Annotated in this window: 21 protein-coding genes; 18 read left to right on the top strand and 3 right to left on the bottom strand. The window is 62.0% G+C overall.

Annotation, left to right across the window (positions count from 1 at the left end; all coding sequences use genetic code 11):
• Window positions 1-565 precede the first annotated feature (565 nt).
• Complete coding sequence (locus H8A92_RS04735) at window positions 566-1,189, top strand: helix-turn-helix domain-containing protein (RefSeq protein ID WP_229194698.1); 624 nt, start codon at window positions 566-568, stop codon at window positions 1,187-1,189.
• Between the two features lie 60 nt (window positions 1,190-1,249).
• Here H8A92_RS04735 and H8A92_RS04730 read toward each other — a convergent pair whose 3' ends face one another.
• Window positions 1,250-1,555, bottom strand: a complete 306-nt coding sequence (locus H8A92_RS04730; protein WP_229194697.1) for a hypothetical protein — start codon at window positions 1,553-1,555, stop codon at window positions 1,250-1,252.
• A gap of 411 nt (window positions 1,556-1,966) precedes the next feature.
• Between H8A92_RS04730 and H8A92_RS04725 the strand changes: the two genes are divergently transcribed.
• From H8A92_RS04725 to H8A92_RS04660, 14 genes are all read left to right on the top strand, one after another.
• Window positions 1,967-2,959 (top strand): NAD(P)-dependent oxidoreductase, encoded by a 993-nt coding sequence (locus tag H8A92_RS04725; RefSeq protein WP_229194696.1) that lies wholly within the window; start codon window positions 1,967-1,969, stop codon window positions 2,957-2,959.
• A 17-nt stretch (window positions 2,960-2,976) separates the two neighbouring features.
• Window positions 2,977-3,759: a class II aldolase/adducin family protein gene (locus tag H8A92_RS04720; protein ID WP_229194695.1), complete on the top strand. Its 783-nt coding sequence runs from the start codon at window positions 2,977-2,979 to the stop codon at window positions 3,757-3,759.
• A gap of 89 nt (window positions 3,760-3,848) precedes the next feature.
• Window positions 3,849-4,079: a hypothetical protein gene (locus H8A92_RS04715; protein WP_229194694.1), complete on the top strand. Its 231-nt coding sequence runs from the start codon at window positions 3,849-3,851 to the stop codon at window positions 4,077-4,079.
• Between the two features lie 16 nt (window positions 4,080-4,095).
• Window positions 4,096-4,419, top strand: coding sequence for a hypothetical protein (locus H8A92_RS04710; RefSeq protein WP_229194693.1), 324 nt, complete (start codon window positions 4,096-4,098; stop codon window positions 4,417-4,419).
• Window positions 4,420-4,573: 154 nt separating this feature from the next.
• Complete coding sequence (locus H8A92_RS04705) at window positions 4,574-5,395, top strand: CmcJ/NvfI family oxidoreductase (protein ID WP_229194692.1); 822 nt, start codon at window positions 4,574-4,576, stop codon at window positions 5,393-5,395.
• 428 nt (window positions 5,396-5,823) lie between these two features.
• A complete protein-coding gene (locus tag H8A92_RS04700) occupies window positions 5,824-7,263 on the top strand; it encodes an amidase (protein WP_229194691.1) in 1,440 nt (479 codons plus the stop codon).
• Window positions 7,260-8,699, top strand: a complete 1,440-nt coding sequence (gene atzF, locus H8A92_RS04695; RefSeq protein ID WP_229194690.1) for an allophanate hydrolase — start codon at window positions 7,260-7,262, stop codon at window positions 8,697-8,699. Before H8A92_RS04700 ends, atzF begins: the two co-directional genes overlap by 4 nt.
• 68 nt (window positions 8,700-8,767) lie before the next feature.
• On the top strand, window positions 8,768-9,682 hold the full coding sequence (locus H8A92_RS04690) for an ABC transporter substrate-binding protein (protein WP_229194689.1): 915 nt from the start codon (window positions 8,768-8,770) through the stop codon (window positions 9,680-9,682).
• A gap of 14 nt (window positions 9,683-9,696) precedes the next feature.
• On the top strand, window positions 9,697-10,494 hold the full coding sequence (locus H8A92_RS04685) for an ABC transporter ATP-binding protein (RefSeq protein WP_229194688.1): 798 nt from the start codon (window positions 9,697-9,699) through the stop codon (window positions 10,492-10,494).
• Window positions 10,495-10,498: 4 nt separating this feature from the next.
• Window positions 10,499-11,284 carry an ABC transporter permease gene (locus H8A92_RS04680; protein ID WP_229194687.1) on the top strand — a complete coding sequence of 262 codons (786 nt, stop codon included), beginning with the start codon at window positions 10,499-10,501 and terminating at the stop codon, window positions 11,282-11,284.
• Between the two features lie 105 nt (window positions 11,285-11,389).
• Window positions 11,390-11,683 carry a gamma-butyrobetaine hydroxylase-like domain-containing protein gene (locus tag H8A92_RS04675; RefSeq protein WP_229194686.1) on the top strand — a complete coding sequence of 98 codons (294 nt, stop codon included), beginning with the start codon at window positions 11,390-11,392 and terminating at the stop codon, window positions 11,681-11,683.
• A 9-nt stretch (window positions 11,684-11,692) separates the two neighbouring features.
• On the top strand, window positions 11,693-13,429 hold the full coding sequence (locus H8A92_RS04670; protein WP_229194685.1) for a fumarate reductase/succinate dehydrogenase flavoprotein subunit: 1,737 nt from the start codon (window positions 11,693-11,695) through the stop codon (window positions 13,427-13,429).
• 17 nt (window positions 13,430-13,446) lie between these two features.
• On the top strand, window positions 13,447-13,680 hold the full coding sequence (locus H8A92_RS04665) for a 4Fe-4S dicluster domain-containing protein (protein WP_027584110.1): 234 nt from the start codon (window positions 13,447-13,449) through the stop codon (window positions 13,678-13,680).
• A 1-nt stretch (window position 13,681) separates the two neighbouring features.
• On the top strand, window positions 13,682-14,644 hold the full coding sequence (locus H8A92_RS04660) for a HEAT repeat domain-containing protein (protein ID WP_229194684.1): 963 nt from the start codon (window positions 13,682-13,684) through the stop codon (window positions 14,642-14,644).
• Here the strand turns inward: H8A92_RS04660 and H8A92_RS04655 are convergent, their stop codons facing one another.
• Complete coding sequence (locus tag H8A92_RS04655; protein WP_229194683.1) at window positions 14,645-15,484, bottom strand: Crp/Fnr family transcriptional regulator; 840 nt, start codon at window positions 15,482-15,484, stop codon at window positions 14,645-14,647.
• A 323-nt stretch (window positions 15,485-15,807) separates the two neighbouring features.
• Between H8A92_RS04655 and H8A92_RS04650 the strand changes: the two genes are divergently transcribed.
• Genes H8A92_RS04650 through H8A92_RS04640 form a run of 3 tightly spaced genes read left to right on the top strand, consistent with a single transcriptional unit; the run spans window position 15,808 to window position 18,869 of the window.
• Window positions 15,808-17,229 (top strand): ABC transporter substrate-binding protein, encoded by a 1,422-nt coding sequence (locus tag H8A92_RS04650; protein ID WP_229194682.1) that lies wholly within the window; start codon window positions 15,808-15,810, stop codon window positions 17,227-17,229.
• 3 nt (window positions 17,230-17,232) lie between these two features.
• Window positions 17,233-18,036 (top strand): ABC transporter permease, encoded by an 804-nt coding sequence (locus tag H8A92_RS04645; protein ID WP_229194681.1) that lies wholly within the window; start codon window positions 17,233-17,235, stop codon window positions 18,034-18,036.
• The gene (locus tag H8A92_RS04640; protein WP_229194680.1) at window positions 18,033-18,869 is read left to right on the top strand and encodes an ABC transporter ATP-binding protein; all 837 of its coding nucleotides are present in this window, start codon (window positions 18,033-18,035) and stop codon (window positions 18,867-18,869) included. The genes H8A92_RS04645 and H8A92_RS04640 overlap by 4 nt, the downstream gene beginning before the upstream one ends.
• Before the next feature lie 69 nt (window positions 18,870-18,938).
• On the opposite strand, the gene H8A92_RS04635 is transcribed toward H8A92_RS04640, so the two are convergent.
• Window positions 18,939-20,330: an FAD/NAD(P)-binding protein gene (locus H8A92_RS04635; RefSeq protein WP_229194679.1), complete on the bottom strand. Its 1,392-nt coding sequence runs from the start codon at window positions 20,328-20,330 to the stop codon at window positions 18,939-18,941.
• Window positions 20,331-20,665: the final 335 nt, after the last annotated feature.

The following is a 20,665-nucleotide window of genomic DNA, read 5'->3' as shown; positions in this document are numbered from 1 at the left end:
CCTGGGGAGATCGTTGTTCTCCAATTTTTCTTTGACGGAGAAATCAATTCCTGACGTGAGATGCCGTCTTCCAGTGCGTGCGACGCAAGCCCGGAGCAGCACGGCATCCGACGGCGGGATCGAATGGAAAGATCGACCAGGCCGGCGGCCCGCGAAGGTGCATCCGTCATCCGCGACGGTCGCGAAGCCGCTTGAGCGAGAGCAGCGGGCTGCTCCCGGAAGGACGGTCGCGAGAAGCCTTTGCTACGCGTCGGGACTTTACAGGGCGTGCGTTGTTTTGTTTGACGACCGCTTGTCGGAAGCCAAGGTCCGACTACGATGTCGAACAAGGCAATCGAACGCGGACCGGGCAGGTGACAGAAATCTCGAACTCAGCGCGGATTATTGATCTCGACGCGTATCGATCGATGCGTCACCGTCAGCGGACGACGATATCCGCTGGGCCCCGGCAGAGCACCACTTTTGGACCCTTCTTTGGTGCGATGCAACTGTTCTGGGTCTGGCCAGCCTGGGTCTGGGTCCCGGTGGCAGTCTCCGCAACACCCGTCGTGCAATGGGATGCCTTATGAGCGACGGCAACGTCGCTTCGTCATCAAGTACCACCCCGTCATCCGGTACGGACCAGGATCTCCCTGCGGTTCTCGGGCGCAATCTGCGCCGGTTGCGGACCAGCCGCGGTCACTCGCTGGAGCGGTTGGCCAAGCAGTCCGGCGTCAGCCGGGCGATGCTTGGACAGATCGAGACCGGAAAGAGCATTCCGACCATCGCATTGTTGTGGAAGGTTGCGAACGCACTGCATGTTCCGTTCGCCAATCTGCTACAGGCGGACGTCGCGCGAGGCCCGGTCGTGCTTCGGCGCAGCGATGCCAAGCTGCTGTCATCGAGCCAGGGACAGTTCACGTCTCGCGCGCTATTTCCGTTCGATGGCGATCATCAGGTCGAGTTCTACGAAATTAGAATCGGTCCGCTGCATCGCGAGAGCGCCGAAGCACACGCGCCCGGCACGCGCGAGAACCTGTTTGTGGCGAAGGGGGTCGTTGAGATCGCGGCCGGTTCCGATAAGCCGCAGACATTGACGGAAGGCGATGCGATCGTCTTCGAAGCCGATGTACCGCATGTCTACAAGAACCTCGTGGCCAGCGAGGCAGTGCTCTATCTCGTCATGACCTATGCCGAGGATGCGACCTGAAACGAAAAAGGGCCGGCAGTGCCGGCCCTTTGGCAAACGCAGCGCAAGCCGGTTGAGGCCTCAGGCCTTCATCGGCATGCACGTCATCATCATGCCGCCGCAGCCCATCATCATGGGCATGCCCATTTGCATCATGTTCATCATGCTCTCGCAGCACTTCATGAACATGTCCTTCATGGCCGGATCCATCGGCATCATCTCGCAGGTCATACCGGTGGGGGTCATGGTGCACTTCATCTGGCAGGCCATCATCGGCATGCCCATCATGGGCATGTTCATCATCGGCATCATGCCGCCGGCCATCGCAGGGTTCATCATCCCGCCCATCATTATCGGCATGGGCATCATCTGCATCGCGGTGTTCATCATCGTTCTCCAGGGTCAGAGCATAGCGTACTCAATTCCGTCATCACGATAGATAGAGTGCAGTGCGATATCGGCGAATAGGGAAAGTTTCGTCTCGTTTGCTTTCCTCCGGGAAAATGGAGGCGAAGCGAGATGCAGTGACCAGATATCCAATATTACGGATATTCATCCTTTAAATTGGAGGTGCATCGGCTGAGCGGTACGGCGTCAGGTCGTTGAAGCCGTCCACGCCTTGACCTCGATCCTTCAGAGAGGGCCGTCGATTCGCCGCGAGCCGAACTCAGAGAGGCGATTTCGTTTGCCCGGTCTCGGGGCGTCATCCTGTTGTTGCAGAGCCTCAGACATCTTTGAAAAGACTATCTTGCGGCAAGCGCCTAGCATCTCTCGGTCTTGAGATCATGAGTGCATGCAATGAACACGCCTCGCATCGTCAGCGCGCGCACCTCAGCGAGCGTGCGATCGCCGATCATCGTCAACCAGCTTGGAGCCGAAGTTGGCGCGGCATTGAGCGATCACTGGTCCCGCCCGCTGATCGTTGATCATCCGCCGGAGAGGCCGGCGTGGGACATCGCACCGGAAGCCGACGTGTTGCTGACTCGGCCAGCCGCAGGTTGGAGCAAGGCGCCGGCGGACAAACCGAAGGGATGGCCGTACGGCCTGCGCTGGATCCAGACCGCGTCGACAGGGGTCGACTTCTTTCCGGAATGGCTGCTCGATGGCCCAGTCGTTACGGTTGGACGCGGCATCTCAGCGGACGCGATTGCGGAATATGTCCTGGCTGCGATTCTGGGCTTTGCCAAACGGCTCCATGACGTGCGTCCACGCAATCGCGCAGAGTGGAAGATCTCTTCGCTCGGTTCGCTTGCCGGCAAGACGGTGGGGATCGCGGGATTCGGTGCGATCGGCCATGCTGTCGCCGAGCGTTTGAAGCCGTTCGGTGTGCAGATCAGGGTGCTGCGGCGCTCACCGTGGCAATATGCCGTTCCGGGCATCCTCCCGGTCGACAGTATCGAGGCGCTGGTTGCGGCCTCCGACCATCTGGTGATTGCACTGCCGGCGACGCCGGAGACAGTGCATTTGATCAACGCCGAGGTCCTGACGCGCGCGAAAAAGTCGCTGCACCTGATCAACGTGGCGCGTGGCCGAATCGTCGATCAGGAGGCTCTGCTACGCGCGCTCGACAACGGCCAGCTGGCGGGCGCCACGCTCGACGTCACGGATCCTGAGCCGCCGCCCGAGGGCGATCCGATCTACCGTCATCCGAAGATCGTTCTGACGCCGCACGTGTCCTGGACCGGCGCAGACGACGTCAAGCGACTGGCTGACAAGACGTTGGTCAACCTCGACGCCTACGCGCACGGCGCGCCGCTGGCCGATGTCTTTGACAAGAAGCTCGGATACTGAAGCAAGGAGCCTCGAGAATGAACCAGATCGTTGAAAAGCCGAAGAAGTATTCCCTCGTCGAACGCACGCCCGCAGCTTCATTCGAAGAAGAGAGGCTGCACCGCAAGCAGCGTCTCGCGGCAACGTTCCGGCTGTTTTCCCGCTACGGGTTCGATCAGGGCCTCGCCGGCCACGTCACCGTCCGTGACCCCGAGTTTCCGGACCGCTTCTGGATCAATCCGCTGTCGAAGCATTTTGGTCAGATCAAGGTCTCGGACCTCCAACTGGTTGATCATGCCGGCAACATCCTGATCGGCGACAAGCCGATCAACCAGGCCGGGTTCGTGATCCACTCTGCGATTCACGCGGCGCATCCGGATGTCATTGCCGCCGCCCATACGCATTCGACCTACGGCAAGGCCTGGTCCGCGCTCGGCCGCCTGCTCGATCCGCTTACCCAGGATTCGTGTGCCTTCTATGAGGACCACGCGCTGTTCGATCCGTTCTCTGGCGTCGTGCTGGAGGCGGAGGAGGGCAGGAAAATCGCGGAGGCGCTGGGATCGAAGAAAGCCGCAATCCTGCAGAACCATGGGCTGTTGACGGTCGGACCGACGATCGAGGCGACCGCCTGGTGGTACATCGCGATGGACAACGCAGCTCGCGCGCAGTTGCTCGCGGAGGCCGCCGGTACGCCGAAGCCGATCCCGCATGACGTGGCGAAGCTGACCGCAAGTCAGGTCGGTACGCACAAAGGTGGCTATTTCAGCTTCCAGCCGCTCTGGGACTGGATCAGCGAGGCCGAGCCGGACCTGTTCAACTAGCTGACAACCGATCATGTATTGGTGGCGCCCGCGGCCAGCCGATCGCGGGCGTCGATCGGTGGGAGAGGTGAGGCCAAGGGGAGGGACGTGTGAGCCCGCGACAGGACGCAGCCGCCAACAAGGAATCCGGGCCGGCCAGTGGTCGTCCGTGGACAGCTGCGGAGAAGTACAAGCTCAGAGGCCTGGCGAAGACGAACACGCCCGTCGAGAAGATCGCACGAAGTCTCAATCGCAGCGTCACCTCGACCGCCACAACAGCAGCCAGGCTCGGCATTGTACTGAATGACCCATCCGGAACGCTCCAGTCCCCATCCAGCTAACGGTTCATCTACGGCTATGATCGCCAGCAGCGTGTACATCGTCGAGACGGCCGAATCCCGGAGGTTTGCCTTCGAAGCGGGAAACCGTGACGATGCAGAAGGGTTAACCCGGGCGTCCTGGTTCACCCGCGCACTCGATGGCTTTTGTTCGAAGCGGCTCGGTGCGGAAAGCATCGATACGCATCTGCGTGCCGCAACCGATCAGGAGGCGGCGGCTTTTCGAGAGCGTGCCGCGGAATTCGCCGGCGAAGCGTCCGGCGTGCTGGTGGCTTATCTCGGATCGGATGCGCTGGATTGCACAGCGCCTCTCCAGTCCCGCTCGATCGCCGAAGAGAAGTAATTTCCATCTTCACGTTCGGTTCTGGAGCGTGACATGCGCGGTCGCGGAATCTTTGGTGATTCGCAGCGCTGACGTTCGCGCGCCAAAGCGATAATATCGTTGCAACAAAATAGCCGCGGCGTTTTCCGCGCGCCAACGTGGAGTAGCAGCAACCATGGCGCTCGACGGACCCATCTCTCCCCGCAATCTCACCGCGAAGCTTCATTACCTCAAGCGTGGCGCGGAAAAGCCGACCTTCTATCGAATCGAGCCGCCGCCCGGCGTACCGCAATGGAACGGGATCGACGATGAGCACGAGGTATCGATCGAGGATGCGCGCGGACGCGAGTCAGAGTTCTCGCTGGACCGCAATGGCTTCGCCCTGGTCAAGGCGCCGACGGCCGTCGCCAGTTTCTACGATCCGGAAGAGATCAAGCGGGTTTACTACCCGGAGGTCGAGCAGCTGCTGCGCAGTGCCGTCGGCGCAAGCCGCGTGTTCATCTTCGACCACAATGTGCGCAATGCCAGCGTTCCCGGCCTCGCTCCGCCTTCGCGGCAGGTGCACAACGATCACACGGTCAACTCTGCCCCGCGGCGCGTCCGCGACCACCTGGGCGCCGAGGCGGACGAACTGCTGAAGCATCGGTTTGGCATCGTCAATGTGTGGCGACCGGTACGCGGCCCGGTGCTGGACTCCCCGCTCGCGCTGTGTGACGCGCGCTCGTTTACCGACGATGATCTGATCCCCAGTGATCTGGTCTACGCCCACGTTCGCGGGGAAACGTCCAGGGTGGAGTACAAGCCGACGCATCGCTGGTACTATTTCTCCGAAATGCAGGCCGACGAGGCGCTGTTGATCCGGATACATGACAGCGCTAACGACGGTCGTGCGCGGCTGTCGTTTCATACCTCGTTCGAAAATCCGCTCGCACCGGGCGCGCCGCCGCGCGAAAGCATCGAGGTCCGCGCACTGGTGTTCTTCCCGCCTGCGGCGTGAAGAGACATCTCAGCGGCGCCAGGAAGCCGGCGCTGCCATCAAAGGTAGGGCTCGCGCGCGCGTCGCCGAAAGCCGTTCGATCACTGGTGCGTCGTAGCCTCCGGGCGTCGTGACGTCCGAAAGGCGGAGCTCTGCGCAGATGAGCGTCTCTGAGGCAGGTTCACAACTTTCGATTTTCGAGAAGAGCCCGACCCCGGACGGGAGGCACGGCAGTAGCTCGGCGTCGCCTTGGCTAGGTGGACTTCGTTGCACGATTTGCGATTCGGAGAGTTTCATTCCGACGTAGTATTGGTCGGCGTGTCAGATCTTGCAATCTTGTAGCGCCGCTCACAGTTCCGCAATTAATTGCTGATGCGCGCGAGCACGAGCGCCTAGCCATCATTCATCCGGCAAGTGATTTGCCCTGATCGAGGAATGAGGTAGCGCGCATGTCGGCTCAGAATGCTCCGTTGCGGGATCCGGCTTCGCGGCTGCGCGGGTCGGATGACATCGCCCTTCTTTCCGCAACCGACCTGATCGAACATTATCGGGCAGGAACGCTCTCACCGGTTGAAGCGACACAAGCTGTCCTCGATCGCATCGGGCGTCTCGACCGCCATGTCAACGCTTTCGCGTTGCTGGATGCCGACGCCGCGCGCGTATCGGCGCGCGAGTCCGAAGTCCGTTGGCGGCGTCGCGAGCCGCTCGGTCCGGTCGACGGCGTGCCGGTCGCCCTCAAGGACCTCATTCTCGCCAAGGGCTGGCCGACACTGCGGGGCAGCCGGGCGATCGATCCCGCGCAAAACTGGAACGAGGATTCCCCCGCCACGGCCCGCTTGCGGGAGCAGGGCGCGGTGCTGCTCGGCAAGACGACAACATCAGAATTCGGTTGGAAGGGGCTCGGCGACAGTCCGTTGACCGGCGTCACGCGCAATCCGTGGAACACCGCACACACGCCGGGTGGCAGTAGCGGCGGATCCGCGGCCGGCGCGGCGCTGGGTTTTGGGCCGTTGCATGTCGCGACGGATGGCGGCGGTTCGACCCGGCTTCCGGCGGCGCACAGCGGCGTGTTCGGGTTCAAGCCGACCTTTGGTCGCGTTCCCGTCTATCCGCCGTCGCAGAACGGTGCGCTTTTCCACGTCACGCCGATGACGCGTTCCGTGCGTGACGCGGCCTTGCTGCTCGATATCATTGGACGGCCCGACCTACGCGACTGGACCGCTCTGCCGCCGTCCGAGATATCTTGGCAAGCGGGGCTGGATCAAGGTGTTCGAGGCCTGCGCATCGCATTCAGTCCGAAGCTCGGCTACGCACAGATCGACCCGCAGGTTGAGAAGATCGTCACCGAGGCCGCCAACACGCTTGCCGGGCTCGGGGCGATCGTCGAACAGGTCGATCCGGGTATCGAAGATCCCATCGATCTCTTCCAGACCTTCTGGTTCGCGGGCGCAGCCAAGCTCCTGGCCTCGTTCGATCCGGCCCGTCGCGCTTTGGTCGAGCAGGGCTTGCAGGCGGTTGCTGAGAAGGGGCGAGCGATCGATGCCGTCACCTACCTGCAGGCAGTCGATCGCCGCGAAGCGCTCGGTCGACATTTCAATCGTTTCCATCAGGATTGGGACCTTCTGCTCACACCGACCACGGCGTATGCCGCTTCAGCGATCGATGCGTCCGAGGCCGATCTTGTGGTTCGGCCGATTCGCTCCCCCTTCACCTATCCGTTCAATCTGACGCAGCAGCCAGCGGCCTCGGTGCCGGCGGGTCTTACCGACGCGGGATTGCCGGTGGGCCTGCAGATCATCGGAGCGAAGTTCGCGGATACGACCGTCCTGCGCGCAGCACGCGCCTTCGAGCAGGCAACGCCATTCCCGCGTCCACTGGATCCGTCATGACCAAGCAACCCCAGAGCCCCGACCTCGAACTGCCGCAACTGGCGATCGCCTATGCCAGCGGCGCGTTCACCCCGTCGACCGTGGTCGAGCACATCTTGGGCGAGATCGCCCGCCGCGGCGCGGACGGCGTCTGGATCAGTGTCGTGGCGCGCGAGGATGCGCTCGCGCGAGCCGTGCATCTTGAGTCGTTGTCGAGGCGCGAGCGGGACGCGCTGCCGCTCTGGGGCATTCCGTTCAGCGTCAAGGACTGCATCGACACGGTCGGCCTGCCGACCACGTCAGCCTGTCCGGGATTTTCCTACCAGCCCGCGAAGAATAATCCGGCTGTCGAACGGCTGCTGGCGGCGGGAGCCATCCTGATTGGAAAGACCAATATGGACCAGTTCGCGACCGGGCTGGTCGGGGTCCGCTCGCCCTATGGCGTTGCGCGCAATCCGTTCGATCCCGCCTATATTCCCGGCGGATCCAGCTCGGGCGCGGCGGTCTCAGTCTCGGCAGGACTGGTCAGCTTTGCGCTCGCGACCGATACCGGCGGATCGGGACGGGTGCCGGCGGCCTTTAACAATGTCGTGGGACTGAAGCCGACTCGTGGATTGATCAGTGGTGTCGGATCGGTCGCGGCCTGCCGTTCGATCGAGACGCTCTCGATCTTCGCGTTGACGGTCGGGGATGCACAGGCGGCATTTGATGTCGCGCAAGGGTACGACGAGGCGGATCCGTTCTCGCGGACCGGGTCGCCCGCGGCAAATCGTCCGTTATCGGCCGAATTCCGCTTCGGCGTTCCCGCTCCGCAATGGCTGGACTTCTTCGGCAATGCAGATGCGGCTGCGCTGTTCAGCAAGGCCGTCGGGCGGCTGGAAAACCTCGGCGGCAGCAAGGTCGAGGTCGATTACGCCCCATTCGCGGAGATCAACGATCTCCTGTTCAAAGGGGCGTGGCTGGCGGATCGCTACGGCGCTCTGCGCCAGTTCGTCGATAACCGGCCCGAAGCCCTGTTTCCGGTCACCCGCGACATCCTGCTTGGAGGGCGTGATATTTCCGGCGGCGAGGTCTTCGCGGCGCAGCAGCGGCTGAACATTCTGAAGCGTCGGATTGAGATGCTCTGGAGCGCGATCGACGTCCTCGTCGTGCCGACCACCGGCACAATCTACCGCATCGATGAGGTCGCGGCCGATCCCATCACGCTCAACGCGCGGCTCGGGACGTATACGAACTTCGTCAATCTGGCCGATCTTTCGGCGGTCGCCGTTCCCTCCGGGTTTCTGCCCAACGGCTTGCCACAAGGTATCACGGTGATCGCCCCGGCTTTCGCGGATCATCATGCGGCTGCCTTGGCGCAGCGATTTCACGACGTCGGCCTGCCGCTCGGTGCACGCCACGTGCGCCCGGCCGCGAGTCCGGTTCATGCCCGCCGAGACAAGGAGACCATATCGTGACGTCAATTGCCGCCTTATTTGCCGGATCCAGCAGGTTCGCACGAGCCGCGGCAGTCGCGCTTGCTGCCGTGCTGTCGCTGGCGAGTGCGCCTTCGCGCGCTCAGGACATCACGATTGGTGAAGGGATTGCGCTCGGCTGGGGCCAATTCTTCGTCGCCGATCATGACAAGACCTGGCAGAAGCAGGGATTGGCGCCGAAGGTCTCGACGTTTGCCAGTGGCCGCCTGGTGCTGGACGCGCTGGTCGGCGGCGGCGTCGTGATCGGCACCGCGGCGGAAACACCCGTGGTGTTCGCCACCCTGAACGGGCTGCCTGTGCGCATTATCGGCACGTTGAACCGGCATGAACCTTTCGATCTCGTCGCCATCAAGGACATCAAGACCACCAAGGACATCAAGGGTCGGCGTATCGGCTATTCGCAGGGGACGAACGCGCATTACTACCTGTCCAAGCTGCTCAGGCAGGAAGGTCTGGCGTGGTCGGATATCACGGCGGTCAGCCTCAACCCGGGCGATTTCGTCAGCAGCCTGGCAGGCGGTGCGATCGATGGGTTCATCTGGACGGAGCCACACTTGTCGCAAGCGATCGCGCAAGGTGCAGACAGATTCCACATCATTCGCTCGGAACGTCTCTACTACACGTATTCAACGATCATCACGTTGCAATCGACAATTGACAGCAAGCCGGACCTGCTGGTCAAGGCAGTAAAAGCGTTGCTCGAGGCGGACGACAATATCAGGAAGGACCCAGATGCCGCGGCCACGCTGACCGCCGAGCGCATCAAGCTCGATCCCGCGATCGCAAAGGCGTTCTGGAAGCGGGCAAATTTCAAGCTCGAGCTCGACAAGCCGTCGCTGGTGTCCCTGATGGAGGAGCAGGCGAAGTGGGCCGTCGACAATAAGCTGGTCCGGCCCGATGCCAAAATTCCGGACTTCAATACGGTGGTGGTGACATCCGTGCTGGATCGGGCAGGCCGGGAATAGGGTGGTCGACCGCAATGAATGCAAGGGTGGAGATTGCGTCGCCGATCGCCGTCGGCGAGCCACTGATCACGTGCATCGAGCTGGGTCATGTCTATGATTTCGGCCGCGGCCGTACCGCCGCGCTGGGCAGCATCTCGCTTACGATCGATCGTGGTGAATTCGTTTGCGTTCTCGGGCCGAGCGGTTGCGGCAAGACCACGCTCCTCAACATCTTGGCCGGCTTTGTCGTGCCCGCGCACGGCGACGTGCGCGTTGGCGGCCATGCGGTCGACGGACCGAGTTCCGAGCGCGGCGTCGTGTTTCAGGACTACTCCCTGTTCCCATGGCTGACCGCGCAGGCCAATGTCGAGTTCGGGCTCCGGATGGCGGGGCGCGCCGCCCGCGAACGAGCGACAATTGCGCACGATCTGCTCGGGCTCGTCGGCCTGCCCGATGAAGGTGCGAAGTATCCTTTCGAACTGTCCGGCGGAATGAAGCAGCGCATCGCCATCGCGCGCGCGCTTGCGACCCGTCCGTCGCTCCTGCTGATGGACGAGCCATTCGCGGCGCTCGACGCGATGACGCGCAGCTCCCTGCAAGCCAAGCTGGTTGAGATTCACCGGCAGGAGCGGCCAACCATCCTGTTCGTGACCCACAACATCACCGAAGCGCTCGTGCTTGCGAGCCGGCTGATCGTGATGGCGCCGAACCCGGGACGGATCGTGGAGGACATCAGGATCGATCTGCCGCGTCCACGCCGTCGTACGGCGCCGCGCTTCAATGAAATTTACGAGCACGTGGCACGGGCGATCGGCCTGGAAACGGCGGAGTAGGAGCATGGCGTTCGGCGTCAGTCGCCACAGCGTCGCCGGTATGATCGGTACGCTTGCATTTTTCGGCGCGTGGGAGGCGCTCAGCCGGAGCGGTTTCGTCAACAACGTGATGCTGCCGGCGCCGAGCACGATCGTACAGTCCGCATGGGAGTTGATTCTGACGGGCGAATTGCCCAGGCATCTCGGCGCGAGCCTGGTGCGGGCCGCGATCGGTTTCCTCGGCGGATCGGCGCTTGGTGTGATACTTGGCGTCGCAATGGCACGATTGCCGCTGCTTCACGGTACAATCAATCCCCTCGTGCAGATGTTTCGCGCCGTTCCGTCGCTTGCCTTCGTTCCGCTTGCGATCTTCTGGTTCGGAATCGGTGAAATGTCCAAGATTGTTCTGATCGCCTGGGGCGTCTTCTTCCCGGTTTGGGTCAATACCTATATCGGCGTGCGCGACGTGAGCCCGCTGCTCGGACGGGCGGCGGCGAGTCTCGGCGCACGCGGCTGGCGCAACTTCGCCTACGTCGTCATACCCGGCGCGCTGCCGTTCATCATCGCCGGGCTTCGCGTCAGCCTGTCGGTTGCGCTGGTCGTGCTGGTGGCGGCGGAACTGGCCGGAGCGGCGTTCGGGGTCGGCTATCTGATCCAGATGTCGCAACAGGTATTTCGGGTCGATCAGATGTTCGTCGGGCTGATCGCGCTCGGTGCGATGGGATTTGCGGCTGATCTCCTGTTTGAACACGCGGTCCGCAGGTTGCTGCCCTGGTACGGTGCCGAGCAGGCCGGACAGAAGGGCCCGTAGATTGAGCGAGCCTCTGGCCGCCTGGTCATGACATTGCGGAAGCAATTTATTGCGCGCCAGGGGCGACAGCCCGGCCTACAAGCCGTGGCAACAAGGAGAGTCGACATGCAACCATCCCAGGTCGAGTTATGCGAAGGCGCAACGGCATTGGCGCTGACCTGGCCGGATTGCGGGACCCGGCAGGTTGACGCCGAGGCCCTGCGCCGAGCCAGCCGTGCAGCCAGCGAAATCCGTCGGCAGATCGAGGGCATCGAACTGGCGCTCCCGCCGGACCTCCATATCGCAGCGCTCGAGCCAGTCGGGAACTACGCGCTGCGGCTCCATTTTTCGGACGGCCACGACCGCGGGATCTACCCGTGGTCCTATTTGCGCGAGCTCGCCGGACGGCAGCCAGCTTGAGGGCACAACATGGATGAGATCAAGAGTGGCTTGGCGGAGGTCGTCTGCGACGTCCTCGTGATCGGTGGGGGCACCGCCGGGCCGATGGCAGCCTACAAGGCGAAGCGCCATAGCCCGGAGGCGCGTATCGTTCTGTTGGAGAAGGCCAACGTCAAGCGCTCTGGCGCGATCGCGATGGGCATGGACGGGCTGAATAACGCGGTCGTCCCAGGCTACGCGACGCCGGAGCAGTACACCAAGGAAATCACGATCGCCAATGACGGCATCTGTGATCAGGCGCCGGTGTTTAAATATGCATCACGCTGCTTTGAAATAATCCAGGAGCTCGATGGTTTTGGCATCAAGTTCCAGAAGAACGAGAACGGTGATTTCGATGTCAAGAAAGTTCATCACCTCGGCTCTTACGTGCTGCCGATGCCGAACGGAGATACGGTCAAGAAGGCGCTGTACCGGCAGTTGCGCCGCGAGAAGGTGCTGATCTCGAACCGCTACATGGCGACGCGACTGTTGACCGGACGCGATGGGCAGATCGCCGGCGCGATCGCCGTCAACACCCGGAGTGCCGAGTTTCTGGTGTTGCGTGCGAAGACCGTCATCCTGTGCGCCGGTGCCGCCGGCCGGTTGGGCTTGCCGCAATCGGGCTATCTCTGGAGCACTTACGAGAACGCGACGAATTCCGGCGACGGCTATGCCATGGCCTACCATGCCGGAGCCGCTCTGGCGAACCTTGAATGCTACCAGATCAATCCGTTGATCAAGGATTACAACGGTCCGGCCTGTGCATACGTAGCCGGTCCATTCGGAGCCTACACCACCAACAGCGAAGGAAACCGCTTCATCGAGTGCGACTATTGGTCGGGACAGATGATGCAGGAGTTCTACAACGAGCTGCAATCCGGCAAGGGACCTGTGTTCCTGAAGCTCAATCACCTGCACAGCGAAACGATCGGCAAGATCGAGGCGGTCTTGCATCACGTCGAACGGCCAACGCGCGGGCGTTTCCATGAAAACCGCGGCACGAACTACCGCGAACGCATGATCGAGATGCATATCTCCGAGATCGGCTTTTGCTCCGGGCACAGCGCTTCGGGGGTCTATGTCGACGAATTTGCGCGCACCACGGTGTCGGGTCTCTATGCAGCCGGCGATATGGCAAGCGTCCCGCACAATTACATGCTGGGCGCCTTCACCAACGGAGCGGTGGCCGGCGAGCATGCGGCGGAAGTTGCGACAAACATTGACCTCGTCGACTACGATACCGCCGACGTCGTGCGTGAACAGCAACGTGTGCTGGCCGCGACCCGGCGAGAAGATGGCATCCCGCCAAACCAGCTTGAATACAAGACGCGACGCTTCGTGAATGACTATCTTCAGCCGCCGAAAGTGACCGCGAAGATGAAGCTGGGGCAAGCTCGTTTCGCCGAAATCCGCGAGGATATGGAGAATGCGATGATAGTGCGCGACGCGCATGAACTGATGCGTTCACTGGAGGCGGCATCGATTCTGGATTGTGCCGAAATGGCGGCATCTGCGTCGCTGTTCCGTACTGAGAGCCGCTGGGGGCTCTATCATCACCGAGTTGAATATCCCGAGAAGAATGATGACGACTGGTTCTGCCACAGCATTCTGCGCAAGCGGGACGGACGGATGATCGCAGAGAAGCGGCCGGTCGCGCCCTATATTGTGCCAATCGACGAATCCGAGCGCTCGGCCTATGACCGCCAGCGCATCCGGCGGCACGCCTAGAGAGAAGGGGACGTCGCATGCCAATTGCTCATACGCCAACCGCTGTTCCAGTTATCGTTGACGAGGCCAAATGCATTGCCGACAAGGGATGCACGGTCTGCGTTGACGTCTGCCCGCTGGATGTGCTCCGGATCAGCGATCTCACCGGTAAGGCCTACATGAAGTACGACGAGTGCTGGTACTGCATGCCCTGCGAGACCGATTGCCCGACCGGCGCCGTGACGGTCAACATTCCCTATCTGTTACGCTGACATGACCGTGTTCGAGCCATTCGAAACCTTCGGGGATCTCGGGGAGATTGCTGAGCGGCTGGCGAGTGAAGATCCATCGGTGCGCCGACTGGCGGTGCTTGACCTCGTGGAGACGTCGAGTGGCGAGGCGGTTCCGTTGCTGGCGGGTGCCATCCTCGACGCTGAACCGATGGTCCGCCAGCAAGCCGCGCAGGCCCTTGGGGAGTTTGACGGCATTCAGGTTGCCAAGGCTTTGATTGGCGCGGTGCCCGACCCCGTGGCGGAGGTCGCGCAGGCGGCCGCTGACAGCCTTGCCGAGCTCCGCGATCCAGAGACGAGTGGCCTCCTCTTGGCGTTCGTCACTCACCCGGCCGCTTTCGTGCGTGCTGCGGTTTTTCGGGCATTGAAGGCACTCCAGGTCGATGCATCGCTGGGTCCCGCGATCACAGGGCTTGGTGACGACAATCCCGGCGTGCGCGTGCAGGCCGTGGGAGTAATCGGCTATCTCAAGAAGACTGAAACGCTGCCGTCCTTGATCGGCGCAACGCGAGACAAATCTGCTGATGTCAGGCTCGCCGCCGTCAACGCGCTGTCGTTCGCTCGCAACGAGATCGCGGCTCAGGCCGCGGCAACCGCGCTCTCGGATCCGGAGTGGCAGGTCCGGGCCGCCGCGGCGGAAGCGATTGGGCGGATCGGTCAGGTGTCAGCCGCTGGCGCGCTGGTCGCCTCGCTTACCGACCCATATTGGCAAGTTCGTCAGAAAGCGCTGCAGAACCTGGGTCGGCTAAGGGTTCGGGACGGGATCGAAACCATCGTTGCCTTCCTTGACGACGAGCTGCCTTCGCTGCGCAAGGATGCCGCCGCAGCGCTCGGTGATATCGCTGATCCGCGCTCGCGCGATGCTCTGGCGCGGCATACTGGCGATGCGGACCCCGACGTTCGAAAGACCGTGATCCGGGCGCTTGAACAGATTGGCAGCGGATGACTAATCCTTGAACAGGATGTTCTCGAGAAGATCGAGGCGCCGGATCCTGATGACGCCGTCCTCGATCGCGATAATGCGCTTGGTCTGGAACCGCTTCAGCATCATGGTGATCCACTGGCGGGTCGAGCCAACCATCGCGGCGATCTGGTCATGCGTGACCTTTCGGTTGATGATGACTGTCTCGCCGTCGGCGAGTCCATACAGTTCGGCGAGATTCAAAAGATATTGAGCGAGCCGCTCAATCACCGAGCGGGTGCCGAGCATCTGCGCCATCGATGAATAGCACTTGCCCTTGGCGACGAGGCCATCGATCAACGCCAGCGCGAAAGTCGGCATCTCGGCCAGCATTCGTTGAAGCGCGGGGCTCGACAAGGCCAGGATCTCGCAGTCCTCCATGGCGACGCCGGACCACATGTGGGGACCGCCACCGGAGATCTCGGGACCTCCGATGAAGTGGCCAGCCGTCCAGTAGGCGAGGGTGATCTCCCGGCCGGATGGTGCGGTGTAGTAGACGCGGACCTGTCCTCGCCTGATGATGAAGATGCCGTTGTGATGCTCGCCCTGGCTGAACACCATTTCGCCCTGCGCGGTGAAAACGGTGCGACCGGCGGCCAGGACTTGGGCCTTCTGTTCGGTGGACAAGCGATCCAGGAACTGGGCGCCGACGTTGAGGCCGTCGATGCTCTCGCTTATGAAAAATGCGGAGTCGCTGGCCGTTGCGTGCGGTCCGCTGGAGACAGCAAGGCTCTTCCTTGTTCGATAGCTGCCGTCCACCGAGAGGCCTGTCTGCACCATCGGAGTGCGTGAGTAGCCTTCGGAAGCTTCCTTGATTGTGGTCATTGCGGCCCGGATATCCTGCGCTGTCGTCCCCTAGCTAAGTGTGAGGAGATCGCGAAGTCCACCTATTTGAATGCCCGTCAACGCACTTAGCAAAGATGACGCGAGAACGACATTCCGCTGGAATGGATTAACTGCGGATGCAGCTGGCGTGAGAAAATCATTTGAAGCACTCGCCCCGCGTCCTAACGCGCGCCTTCCAGCGACTGACCTCCCCACCGCGATGCAAGTAATTGCTTATGTGATCGGCGCGCCGGCTCGATAGTTTCGATCCGCATATTGCGGCGGCTGCTGGCCGCCGCCGATCTATCGTTGGAGACAGGCCAATGCGTTCGTTCGATCTTGTAAAGGTGGCGGCTGCGGTTGTTGCCACTGTGTTGGGCTTAACCGGCGTAGCGCAGGCCGAAACGATCCGAGTCGCGGTTGGGACCCAGGACACGACCATCAATTGCGCGACCGGCGGCCTGTTGATTCGGGAGCTGAAGCTGCTGGAGAAATTCCTGCCGCATGACGGCAAGTACAAGGATGTGACGTACGACATCCAATGGAAGAACTTCACCAGCGGCGCCCCGCTGACCAACGAAATGGTCGCCGGTAAGCTGGACTTTGGCGCGATGGCGGATTTTCCGGGCTCGCTGAACGGAGTGGCGTTCCAGAAGGCAGGCCGCCGCAGCCTCTTCATCAGTGTCCTGTCCGGAAGCACGAAGGGCAGCGGCAACGGCATCGTGGTGCCCTCGAACTCTCCGGTTCAGTCCATCAAGGATCTCAAGGGCAAGACGATTTCCGTGCCCTTCGCATCGACGTCACACGGCATGTTGCTGCGCGCGATCGAGGCCGAGGGCTGGAATCCAGAGACGGACGTCCACATCATCACCCAGGCGCCTGAAGTCGCGGGTCCCGCGCTTCAGGCCAACAAGATCGAGGCGCACGCCGATTTCGTTCCGTTTGCCGAATTGTTCCCCTGGCGCGGATTTGCCCGCAAGATCTTTGATGGTTCACAGGCCAATGCGCCGACGTTTCACGGGTCGTTGGTCGATGCAGATTACGCGGAAAAGTATCCGGAGATCGTCATTGCCTATCAGCGCGCCGCACTCGAGGCGAATCGCTTGATTGCGAACGAACCGGAGAAATACAGCGATCTGATCGCCAAGGTGACCGGTATCGAGGCGGAAGTCGTCTATCTGTTCCACGGACCGCTTGGCCTGCAGACGCGCGACGTGACTTGGAAACCCGAATATCGTCAGGCAGTGGCCACCTCGATCAAGACGCTGACGCTGTTGAAGCGTGCCGATAGCGACCTCGATATCAATCAGTTCGTGACCGACAAATACATCCGGGCGGCCGTTGCGGAAGCCGGCGGAGACTACGAAGCGCAGCTGAAGGACTACGGCCAGCTTGGTCTAAAGGCCCAAGATGTGACGACCGGCGCCAGGATCACGGATTTCAGTCGTGTCGCTCAGATTTGGGTCAAGGACGAGCCGCTCGTTCAGCACTTCAGTTCACCGGAGGGCGCTTTGACGGCTCTTGCAGCCCTGGAGAAGCAAGGCAAGGCGATTCGCGTTATATATGTCCAGGATCGCGAGACCGGCATCAAACTGTTCGCAAATCAGGCGTGGTTTGTGCGGTCGCCGAAGGGAGAGCTCAGTGCGTTCCTGCTGAAGGATGGGGCGGAACGGTGGTCGAAGGCGCATGGTGGCGTAGTCGTGGACTATGCCGGCGCGCGGGAATCGCTCGTCGCGAGCCGGTGAGCAATGACAGCCGCACGCACCGCTGGCCAAGTGCCACGGTCACGCTGGCTGGTTCGGGGTCTCTCGATCGTCGCTTGCATCGTGCTGTGGCAACTCGCCTCGGCCCAGCACCTGAGCCTAGGCTTCGTGACATTCCGCAATGTGCCGCCACCGACCGAAGTCTTGCAATCCGCGATCGTGCTGCTCAAATCGCCCAAGTTACTGGCACATGTCGGTAGCAGCCTGTGGAGGGTATTCGCTGGATATGGTGCAGCGGTCTTGTTGGGAATTGGCTTCGGCTTTGCGATCGGCCGCTCGCGCGCCGCAAGCGACCTGTTGCTGCCGCCACTCGAGCTGTTGCGGCCGATCCCGGCGGTGGCCTGGATACCGCTCTCGATCCTGATCTTTCCGTCGTCGGAAATGTCGATGATCTTCATCACATTCATTGGCGCGTTGTTTCCTATCATTCTCAACACCGTGCATGGTGTTGCGAATATTGACCGGCGGCTGGTTGCGTCCGCGCGCAGTCTCGGCGGCACACCAACCGCTATTCTGCGCGAGATCGTACTGCCGGGTGCTGCGCCGAGCATCGTTACCGGGCTCGCGATCGGCATGGGTACATCGTGGTTCTGCCTGGTCACAGCCGAGATGATCTCCGGCCAATTCGGCATTGGCTACTACACGTGGGAGGCTTACACGCTGCAGAATTATGCCGATATCATCGTCGGCATGCTCGTGATCGGGCTGCTTGGTATGGGCAGCAGCTGGCTCTTGACGACATTGGGACAATATCTGATGCCGTGGCGACAGCCGGCAGTCGCACGATGAACATTCGGATATCTGATGCTTCTACGAGATCTGTTGGGCGTATCGGCATCGAGCGTGTTTCGATCTCACTCGGCGACGGTGCCGACGCCTTTGAGGCGGTTCGCGATCTCCATTTTGCAATCGGGCCGGGTGAACTGGTTTGCGTGCTCGGCCCATCCGGCTGCGGCAAATCCACCTTGCTCGGTGCCTTGGCGGGCCACCTGCCGGTAACGGGCGGGCGCTTGACGGTGGATGGCCAGACAGTTCTTGGTCCGAGTCCGGATCGCGGTATTGTATTTCAGCAGCATACGTTGTTCCCGTGGAAGCGTGTTCGCGACAATGTCGCGTTCGGTCCGAAGATGCGTGGCGTAGGCAAGAGCGAACGGTATCACGCCGCTGACGAGCTTCTGCGGCTGGTCGGCCTCGAAGGCTTCGAGCACTTCTATCCTTCGCAACTCTCCGGCGGGATGCAGCAACGCGTCGAGATCGCGCGCGTTCTGATTAATCGGCCACGCGTGCTATTGATGGACGAACCGTTCGGCGCACTGGATGCGCAGACTCGTAGCATGATGCAGGAGGTTCTGCTCGAGATCTGGACGAGAATCCCGACAACAACCATCTTCGTGACGCATGATATCGAGGAAGCGCTGTTTCTTGCGGACCGCGTCGTTGTCATGAGCGCCAGACCGGGACGGGTCATCGAGGATATCCGCCTCCCCTTTGGCCGGCCACGCCGGGCCGAGCTTGTCACCGAGCCGGATTTTGTGCGTCTGAAGCGCCGGATCCTCGATCTTCTCAAGCAGCCGGATAGCGCGAAGTCGCTGGCGCGGTTGAGTCCGCTTGGGATCAGGTGAGGTTCAGTGAGAGGTCCCGGTGGCGCTGCCGCCGGGCTCGCAGGGCCTTCGTACACTTTGTCGGGCGTGCTAAAGTTGGACTCGCTCCGGCTCTGCTTGACGCGAACTTACCGGTTCGGCGAGCCGAGCGGCGAGAGTGGCGCACTGGTTGCGGATATCGGGAATCGCGATGATCTCCCAGAACGCCGCCCGCGTCAGCGGGCCTACGGCGAAGAGGCGCTGCGAGACCTCGCCATCGCGGCCGATGATGGCACAGTTGCGATCCGTCTCAATGCCGATGCAGAGCGGGTCGACGCGCGCCAGGCCTCGGTCGAACAGGCCGCGTACCGCCGGATTTGGCGTGGCGCGCGGATCCTTGACGATGCCGGTGCAATCCACGACGGTACCGACTTGCATGTTGAGGATCCTGGTATCACCGCGCCGCCGATAATGGATGCGGGCTCCATCGTTGGTCGGCGCGACGCTGACGACTTTGGCTGCCAACAGGTTGAGCTGCCCCGTATAGATTGCTTGCGACACGCGGGCCTCGACTTCCGGCGCCATCCGGTGCCGATGCACGTCCCACCAGGCGCGAGCGTGCTCGAGGAAGCGGCGTTTGGACGCCTGCGGAAGCTCGTGCCACAGGCGCTGAGCGTAGGGCCGCAAGCCGTCGATCACGCCACGCCAGTCACCCCCCTCGGCCGCATTCCGCGCGATGCGGCTGCGGAGCCAATGGAGCAGTTTGCTGATGCTGGCGCCAAATGGGACATCGGCTTCGTCAATGCGCTGGGCATCCACACGCCGATGCGACTTTGCCAGCAGGCCGCGCCGGGACATCGCGATGATCGGACCTCGATGCCCGTCGCGCAACAGTGACAGGACGTAGTCGACCATCGTCAGTCCCGTGCCGAGGAGCAGCACGGTCGCATCGGCATCGATCGGGGCGGCCGACGGCGGCGCCCACGGATCGGCATAACCCGCGCGGCTGGCGCGCATGTCATGTCCGGTCGCAAGAACAGCAGCCTCGCCGGCCAGCGATTGACCATCGTCGAGCGTGATCGTCACCCCGGCGTCGCCTTCGTTGATATCGACGCAAGTTCCACGAACGATGGAAAGACGCTCTACGTCTGCCGGATCGGATGTATGCTGCTCAAGTAAGCTCGCGATGTAGTCGCCATAGATGCGTCGCGGCACGAAGCAATAGGGGTCCGGACAGAGGGGAACATCGAGCTCGCGTGAGCTAAGCCAGCCCCAGAAATGATCGGGCTGATCCGGCAGGGCACTCATGTTCGCGACCCGTACATTGAGCAGGTGATCGGGATTGCCGGTGTGATAGGCGATGCCGCGCCCGATATCCGGGCGCTGCTCGATCAGGGTGACGCGGAGATCGCGGGTTGGCTGGTGGAGCAGCTGGTACGCCAGCAGCACGCCGCTCGCGCCACCACCGATGATGATGACGTTTCGTCCACGGTAACCTGTCATGTGCCGCTCCACTGATCTGCCGGCCGCTCCGGATGGGCGATGCCAGCGATGGACGCCTTGGATTGCAGGTCATCACGTGACGTCAGGGGCTGTGACGGGGGCTGACGTCCAGCCCTTAAAAAAGCCGCCCGCCGATTTCTGCGGGGTCGAGACGAGGAAAAGTCCTAGCCGTGTGGGCCGAAAAAGAAGAATTCGTGCGCGTCTTCGCCCCCTTTGGCGCGGTTGGGTCGCGCGAGCTCTCGACACTTTGCCTGGAACCGTCCAGTCATTCGACCAAAAGCATAAAGCCAAGAAGATATCCGCTGCATAGACCCTCCTTCGCATCCATAATTTGC

It is taken from the genome of Bradyrhizobium acaciae, from assembly GCF_020889785.1.
Taxonomy (GTDB): Bacteria; Pseudomonadota; Alphaproteobacteria; order Rhizobiales; family Xanthobacteraceae; genus Bradyrhizobium; species Bradyrhizobium acaciae.
Note: the sequence above shows the minus strand (reverse complement) of the source record. Positions and strands in the feature narration are given on the sequence as shown.